6 protein-coding genes and 1 pseudogene are annotated in these 8433 nt (G+C 42.1%); all 7 read right to left on the reverse strand.

Annotation, left to right across the window (positions count from 1 at the left end; all coding sequences use genetic code 11):
• Positions 1 to 32 precede the first annotated feature (32 nt).
• The gene (locus A3KS_RS0113945; RefSeq protein ID WP_026395422.1) at positions 33 to 1172 is read right to left on the reverse strand and encodes an iron-containing alcohol dehydrogenase; all 1140 of its coding nucleotides are present in this window, start codon (positions 1170 to 1172) and stop codon (positions 33 to 35) included.
• Positions 1144 to 2481, reverse strand: coding sequence for a sensor histidine kinase (locus tag A3KS_RS0113950; protein ID WP_026395423.1), 1338 nt, complete (start codon positions 2479 to 2481; stop codon positions 1144 to 1146). Before A3KS_RS0113950 ends, A3KS_RS0113945 begins: the two co-directional genes overlap by 29 nt.
• On the reverse strand, positions 2468 to 3151 hold the full coding sequence (locus A3KS_RS0113955; protein ID WP_026395424.1) for a response regulator transcription factor: 684 nt from the start codon (positions 3149 to 3151) through the stop codon (positions 2468 to 2470). Before A3KS_RS0113955 ends, A3KS_RS0113950 begins: the two co-directional genes overlap by 14 nt.
• Positions 3152 to 3163: 12 nt before the next feature.
• Positions 3164 to 5227, reverse strand: coding sequence for a hypothetical protein (locus tag A3KS_RS0113960; RefSeq protein ID WP_026395425.1), 2064 nt, complete (start codon positions 5225 to 5227; stop codon positions 3164 to 3166).
• 193 nt (positions 5228 to 5420) lie between these two features.
• Entirely contained in the window at positions 5421 to 6497 is a 1077-nt protein-coding gene (mnmA, locus tag A3KS_RS0113965) for a tRNA 2-thiouridine(34) synthase MnmA (RefSeq protein WP_026395426.1), read from the reverse strand.
• Between the two features lie 44 nt (positions 6498 to 6541).
• Positions 6542 to 7732, reverse strand: a complete 1191-nt coding sequence (locus tag A3KS_RS0113970) for an FprA family A-type flavoprotein (protein WP_026395427.1) — start codon at positions 7730 to 7732, stop codon at positions 6542 to 6544.
• A gap of 546 nt (positions 7733 to 8278) precedes the next feature.
• Positions 8279 to 8433 (reverse strand): annotated as a pseudogene (locus A3KS_RS23565) (IS110 family transposase); the annotation flags it as partial.

Consider the following 8433-nt stretch of genomic DNA (forward strand, 5'->3'; position numbering starts at 1 on the left):
TCAGTTTTACAACGCTCTAATTTGCTTCTTTATTAAAATTTCTTTTCTCCATAATAAATGCTGACTAAGACCTTATCCATTTCAGAGGCATCCATTTTTACGGGATTCCGCTGGGTGGAACCCTTCAGAGAATTCTTCAGCAACTCATCATAGTGGGCTTTGAATTGTTCTGCCGGGATCCCGGCGGCCTGAAAGGAACTGGGAATGCCAAAGGTTTTATTCAGATCTTTAATTTCGGCGATGATGTTTTTACCGATTAACCGGGATAGCTGTTCCAGGTCCTCGGCCACCTGGGGATCCTGCCCATTGTATTCCAGCACATAGGGCAGGGCAATCGCGTTGAGGAGGCCATGACTGGTACCAAAGCGGCCCCCAAAAGCGTGAGCAATGCCATGATCCATTCCCAGGCCGGCATTCTGAAAGGCAAACCCGGCCAGACAGGAAAAATTGTGGACATGCTGGCGACTTTCGATATCGCCGCTTTCAAAGGACTGGCGCAAATGCTTTAACAGACCTTCCACCGCTCCCTTAGCCATGGTTTTGGTGAAATCATCGGCATTTTTATTAATATATGCTTCCAGACCATGGGTCAGGGCATCCATTCCCGATTCTACCATGACGTTGGGCGGCATCGACAAAGCCAGCTCCCCATCCAGAATGGCCAGATCGGGAATAAAGGCCTTTGTTTTCAGGCCGATTTTAATGTTCTCTGCTGGGAAGGTAATCACCGCTGCCCGGGTGACTTCGGATGCGGTCCCGGAGGTCGTGGGGATGGCTACCAGTTTAATCCGCTCCCGTTTTTTCGGCGCCTGACCGGTTTTGATTGCTTCAATCGTTAACCCATCGTACTCGCACATCAGGGTCATAACCTTGGCCGCATCGAGAACCGCCCCCCCACCAATGGCAATGACTACGTCCGGATTGAAGTCTTTCATCTTAATCAGGCCCGCTTCCACATCTAAAACGCTGGGGTTAGCGCCAATCCCACTGAGGATATCGTAATCCCTGGCACCTTCTTTTAAAAGGGCTTCGGCTCGTTTGATGGTCCCATTTCTAAATAAAGCGGTCTTTCCGGTTACAATAAAAAAGCGTTGTCCCGCGATCATTTTTATGGCATCCAGGGTGCCGGGCCCGGTGATAATCTCATCTCCGTAAAATTTTAGACTGCTCACTTTTTTCTACCCCCTTATCAAAATTCAATGTAATTTTTGTCCCCTTTTTTTCTTCGCTTTCGATGATCATGCCGGCATGGTGCTCGTCCACAATCCAATTGGCAATCGAAAGCCCCAGACCGGTTCCACCCTCAGTTCGGGAACGGGCCTTGTCGACCCGATAGAACCGTTGGGTGACCTTGTTAATCTCATCCTTGGGAATCCCGATACCCTGATCGATGACTTCCACCGACACCCCCTGAAGGGTGTTCTTTCCAATGACACGAATAATCGTATTTTCACTACTGTATTTAATGGCGTTATCCAAAAGAATCACCAGTAACTGGGTAATTTGCTTTTCATCACCAGTGATAATCAGACCGTCCTCCAGCTTATTGATAAAAGCAATACCCTTTTTTCCGGCTAACGGTGCCATTTTTTCGCAAACCACCTTGATTAAATAGGTTAGATCCACCGGTTCTTGCTGTACCATCATATCCCCAGAATCGGCCCGGGCTAAAAACATCAGGTCTTCCACAATATGCTGCATCCATTGGATTTCGTCATAGGCGTTATTGATCCAGGTCAGCTGGCTTTCCACACTTTCATCGGTGCTGGCCTTGACCACTTCCAGATTTGTCTGGATCACAGCAATCGGTGTCCGCAACTCGTGGGATGCATCAGCCAGAAATTCCTGCTGTCGTTCCATGTTTTTTTTAATCGGAATCAGGGACCTGCCGGACAAAAAATATCCACCCAGAAAGGATAATGAGGCCCCGATCAGGATGGTGAATCCCACCATTTCCTGAGCATTTCCCAACAACGATCGTTCCGATGCCATATTTTTCATCGCCTGAACAATTTTTAATTCGCCATTTTTATTGACCACCGTATAGGTGCAAATTTTATAATCCTTATCGCCCTGCTTATAATTACTGATCAGGTATTTTTCGTTATTACCTTCAAAATAATGCTTTGATATTTCCACCAGCTTTGCTTCATCAAGCGGAAGGGAATAGGACTGATCTAGAACTCTGAATTGTTGATCAAAAATCACATAGGAGATATTATTCTGGACAAGACTGCGCGTATATTCAAAATAACCCTGTTTTTCTTCTTCGGTAATCTCTTGTCCCGCTTCCTGACGCTCCAGATATTCAATTTCGTTAGCCAGCTGCGAGCAATATATTTTAAGGTTATTATTCACATTTGTCTCCACATCCATACTCAAAACCACATACAGAAAAATGGAAATAAATAATAGGAGTCCAATCAGGACTCCCGTATTCATCAGGGTGAGATTGATCCGAAGCTTGTTAAGACTTAACATTCTCCTTCTCCTTTAAAACATAACCCAAGCCGCGGATGGTTTTAATATAGGCCTGCGAGGTGTCCAGCTTTTTTCGCAAATAGTGGACATAGATCTCGACACTATTTTCCATGGCCATACTCTCAATTCCCCAGATCCGGTCCAGAATCTGCTCCTTTGAAATAGTCATACCAGGATTCCGGATAAACATTTCCAGCAATTGGGCTTCCTTGGCGGTAAGTCTGTTTAGCACCTCATCGACATACAATTCTCCGGAATTGATATTCAGGGAAATGTTTGAAAAGTGAATCACATTATCCTGATAAACCTCCCAGGGTCGTCGGCCCAGCGCCCTTACCCGGGCAATTAACTCCTCGGTCACAAACGGTTTGACCAGATAATCATCGGCACCCATATTCAGTCCGTTGACCTTATCCTTGGTGTCGTCTTTGGCCGTTAACAACAGAATCGGAACATTTTTCCCCGCTTCCCGGATTGATCGCAAAATTTCCAAACCGGTCATTCCCGGAAGCATAATATCCAGGATAATCACATCATACACATCATTTTCGCTGAGCAGCTTGCCTTCAATACCATCGTTGACAACATCAATCAATATTTTGTTTTTTTCAAATATCTTCCCCAAAGCTGCAGCCAGGGGCTTTTCATCCTCAACTAAAAGAACACGCATGGTTTTTCTCCTCTATAGGTTGCTCTCTTCTTTCTTTTTCATCGGAAATACTTCTTCCAGCAGTTCGTCCATTGGTAGAATAGTTCCTTCAAACTTAGGTTCTTCAATAACTCGGCGGCATTCAAGGAAAATTCGTACAGCCCCCTCATAATTTTCCAGGAAATTATCCGATTGCAGGATTTCCCGGTCCATCAGGTGGTAAATGAATAAACCCATAAAATAAACCTTATCCGGTTCAATATTTTTGAGATTAACATACTTGAAAAATGCTGACAGAGCATTATCATCTTTATCCAGAATTTCCCCAGCAATCCGTACCCATTCCTGAGACAGAGTCTCGGTAACCGCCTCTTTGAAAGCCACCCAAAGGATTGCCCGAGCCACCGAATCTTCGACAATATTTAGTGAGTTTTGAACGGCTTCGGCCCCCCGATTGAAAGCTTCGATGATTTTTGGGGCGTAGGTGATCTGACCCAGGGTATAGTTTTTTCTCAGGCCAGCATCGGTATCGATGAGTTTATTCAACAGGATATCATCCTTTTTCAGTTCGGTTTGGATGACATACCACTCGTCATAGATACAGTAGGGCAGAAATCCGAAATCATTGAAAATATGGTTGATAATCCGCTGGACCTGAAGATATTTCTCCCGTTTTCGCTGAACTTCTTTCTGTTTTTTGAGAAAGGTCTCCATCTGATAATAGAGGTTGTGCCGTTCAAAAAAACGTTCCATCTGCGTAATGGTTTCTGGTTCATCGCTGTAAAAGATCAATTCATCCAGTTCCCGCTGCTCTTCTCCAAGACTTCGGCCATTATTCATAATCAGTTGTAAATACTGTTTGTCCTCATAGGTGACCCGGTTACAGGGATGATAGAGGGGATTGGGGAAGGTTTCGGTATAGATGAAAAAGACCTGCCGACTGCGTCGGAAATAAATAATATAACCCTTAGTCGTGAAGAAGCCCCAGCCCTTGTCACTCGGTTTATTGCCATGTTTGATATTAAAACCTTCGGTATAAAGACAATTTTTCAAGAGATAGGTGACGATCTTCTCATTATTGTCAATGCCCATATTTCGCAGATTTTGTCGATAATAAGCCCAGAGCAGTTCAATGGCGGTGCCTTTGGGATCAAACAAAGCTTCCATCGAAAACATCTTTTGACTTTTTAAGTTTTTAACTATACACAAAAGCAAACAATCCAAATGGATTGCCTCGATAAATTCGCCCGGTTTTATTTTTTCCAGATCTTCAACAACCTGATCATTAAAATATTCCAGACTGTCTTTTTTCAGCTTATCCTGAAGCTTGCTGGTCTTCTGATTGAAGCGGTCAATGGCATTGGCCACAGAAAACAAAACACTTTCGGAAACAAGGGTCAGAACGACCTTTTTTTTCTTATCCCAGGGATAAAAAACATTTTTTAGGATCACTTCATTAATAATTTCCGAGGATTCCACCTGATAGTCTACCAGCACGTCGCTGGGGATCGAAATATAGATCAGTTTGGGATTATCAAGGGTATCGATGATCAAACCCCGACGGCTCAAAAACACATTGGCTTTAATCAGTTCATCCTCAACCCCGCAATTAACTTCCACTTCTTCCAGAAATTGTTCGTTCTGGATCATATAAGCAATAAAATTTCGCGTGGTATCCAAGCCCTGGTCTTTTAAATTAGCTTCAAACCCGTAAAGCAGCAAAATATGCACAATCCGCACAATATCCCGTTGCCGATCAACACCCCGACTTTCTTTGGCCCGAATAAAGGTCTGATTGAGGGGGGAATTTAAATCATAATAGTCCGGTGCAACCGAAAAAAGAGCCTCAACTGCCAGCAGAATCAGCAGATCTGCCTCAACTGAAACCATTCCATTTTTTTGAACATCCTTATTTTTTTTAAGGTTATTCATCATCCATTGGTACATATCATCTAATTTCTCAATGCCCTTTTTTAAAACATTATTACAGTCTCCACAAAGGCCATCATATTTTATGTTTAATTTTTCGTTATCTATTTTATAATTCCTGTCAAAAAAACCGATTGTTTTTCCACATTTATTACACGGCGTTTTCATTATTTACAATCCTTCCCTATGATCCTGCTTACTTTTCTCTATATTGACAAATTATCACTTGTTTTTTTACAGGCTTCACCCATTGTATTGATGTCACTGTGTATAGTTTACCATAAAACTGCGCTTTTTACTCAAAAAAAATAAAAGAGCAAGCTAAATTAAGGTTGCTCTTTTATCGATAAAATCAGACGAATTAAATCATTTCGATGGAATCAATGGTTCCGCCCCCAAGGCAGATATTATCCTGATATAAAACCACAACCTGTCCCGGGGTTACCGCCTTTTGGGGCTGATCAAATTCAACATAAACCCGGTCCGGGGTCACCCGCACCGAGACATTTTGATCAGCTTGACGATAGCGGAATTTAGCTGTGCATTTAAACTCTTTTGCCGGCGGATAACCGCCCACCCAATTCATTTCGGTGGCTTCCAGTGATTTTGAGTACAGGGCCGTATGACTTTCGCCCTGCACCACCACCAATTCATTCTTGGCAAGGTCTTTGCTGACCACAAACCATGGCTCACCGGTTCCTTCACCACCGATTCCCAGGCCTTTTCTTTGCCCCAGAGTATAATACATCAAACCCTGATGGGTACCCTTTACATTACCGGCCAGATCGACTATCTGGCCCGGTTGAGCCGGTAAGTACTGACTGAGAAACTGGGTAAAATTACGTTCGCCGATAAAACAGATTCCTGTCGAATCCTTTTTCTTGGCTGTCGCCAGGTTGTTTTTGACGGCAATGTGTCGAACCTCGTCTTTGGAAAGGTGTCCAATCGGAAACATCACATCGGCCAGCTCTTTTTGTCCCAATTGACAGAGAAAATAGGTTTGATCTTTGTTGTGATCAAAAGCCCGTTTTAACCGGTACTGTTCGTTGACAAAATCGATTTGAGAATAGTGGCCGGTAGCCAGATAATCACCGCCAACCACCTTAAGTGCGTAATCCAAAAACCGTTTGAATTTTATTTCTCGGTTACAGAGAACATCCGGATTGGGCGTTCTCCCTTTTTTATATTCTTCCAGAAAATAAGAAAAAACAGAGTCGTAATATTCTTTGGCAAAATTCACTGTATAGTAGGGAATATCAATGGTGTCGCACACCCGCCGCACATCATCATAATCTTCTGTAGCGGTACATACTCCCGATTCATCCTGCTCTTCCCAATTTTTCATGAAGACCCCGATGACCTCGTAACCACGCTCCTTTAACAATAATGCTGCAACCGATGAATCAACCCCTCCTGACATGCCCACAACGATTTTCATTTATGTTTTCCCCCTCTGTTTTTCTACCAAATCCACTTTATTTTTTACTGGACCATTTCATTCGCCATTTTTTTGGCTAATTCATTTAAATCAATGACATCCTGTTCATCTGGCGTTCCCTTGATCATCAATATTTCATCAATGGTATCCACTTTTGCTTCGTCAATAAAATAATTAAAGTTCTTGTCGGCTCCACCACTCCAGCTGTAATCTGCAAAGAATCCGACCTTGTGATTGTCAACTTTTATTTCGCCCAATTTATAAAGCAGATTGGCCATTTTTGGAAAAATCTGTCCGTAATAGGATGGTGCACCCAAAAACAGGCCCTTGTATTTCCAGATATCCGAAATAATAAAGGAAATATCGGTCTTAGCCACATCGTAAAGCTTCACGTCTTTGACGCCTTCGTTCTTTAAGGCGATCGCTAGAATTTCCGCCGCCTTTTGGGTACAGCCATACATGGAACCATAGGCAATGACAACCCCAGGATCGGTTTCTTTAGCGCTCATTTTTACGTACATATCCAAAATATATTCAGGATTATCCCGCCAGATTAAACCATGTGACGGACAAATCGTTCCGATTTCAATGCCACCCAGCTTATTTAAGGCTTTCAACGCCTGCCCAGCTACCTTGCCAACAATACAGGCATAATAACGGCGGGTTGGTTCTTCAAAAGCGGCCAGGTCATTTTCGTCGTCAAAAATACTGCCCACTGGTGCTTTAAAACTGCCAAAGACATCCATGGAAAAGAGCACCTTATCGGTGGTATCATAGGTAACCATCGATTCTGGCCAATGGACCATCGGTGTCATAAAGAATTGGAGGGTATGTTTTCCCAGACAAAGGGTATCGCCTTCACCAACCTCGTGAAGGTTTTCGGTAATTTTATAAAAATTATTCATAATCGGGAAGGTTTTTTTATTTCCGACAATGACCATATCCGGATACTCGGCCAGCAGATCGGTAATCCCACTGGAATGATCCGGCTCCATATGATTGACAATCAGGTAATCCACCTTTTTGTCCCCGATCAGGGATTTGATTTTTTTTATATATTCATCAGCCTTGATGGTTTTTACCGTATCAATAATGGCTACTTTTTCGTCGTTGATCACGTAAGCATTATAGGAAACACCTTCCTGATCAATTGGCCATAGCCCTTCAAAAAGTGTCGTTTGATAATCATTCACGCCGACCCAAAAAATATCATCTTTAATTTTTACTGCATTCATATTATTCCCCACTTTCCTTATGTTTCTCGAACTTAAATATAACCTTAAATAGAAAATATTTCAAGAGAAAAAAACAGATAGTCCGGAATGGCTCTAGAGAATAAGCCAAAATTGAGTCCTTTTATGGATTGATGGATAACCATCAAAAAAATAAAAAAGAGATGCGTACACACCTCTTTTTTAAGAAAATTAAGAAAGGAAATTAAAACGTTTTCACACCATGGGTTTATTATAACCGATTACATTTTAAAAATCCAGTACTTTTTTCTGTTTTTTATGCATTATTTTAATTTTTTTTTCATTTACTGCCTTTGTTACTTAACAAAAGCTTAGTATAAATTTTACCCTCCATTCCATTTACAGTTTTTTTGAAGCTATGCTATAATGACGTTGATCAAACATTTATCTGAAGTGAAAGACTTGTGGTAATAAGTCAATATAATGTTTAAGAAAAATTTAGAGCTGTTTTTTAAAAAAGGCATCACTAAACAGACCTAATACTATTAGGCTTTTAAAAGGATATGCGCATCGATTTATTAATCGATACTACACACTCCTTTCCGGTGCATAGAGTTGGTGGTTGCGTAGTAGCACATCCACCATGCGCACTAGTTTTCTTGCGGTAAGAACGAGGGCTCGTTTGTGCTGATGTTTGGGAACTTCATGATATTTTTTGAGATAGTATTCCCGATAAACCGGTT

It is taken from the genome of Acetobacterium malicum subsp. dehalogenans DSM 11527 (assembly GCF_000472665.1).
GTDB lineage: Bacteria > Bacillota > Clostridia > Eubacteriales > Eubacteriaceae > Acetobacterium > Acetobacterium malicum.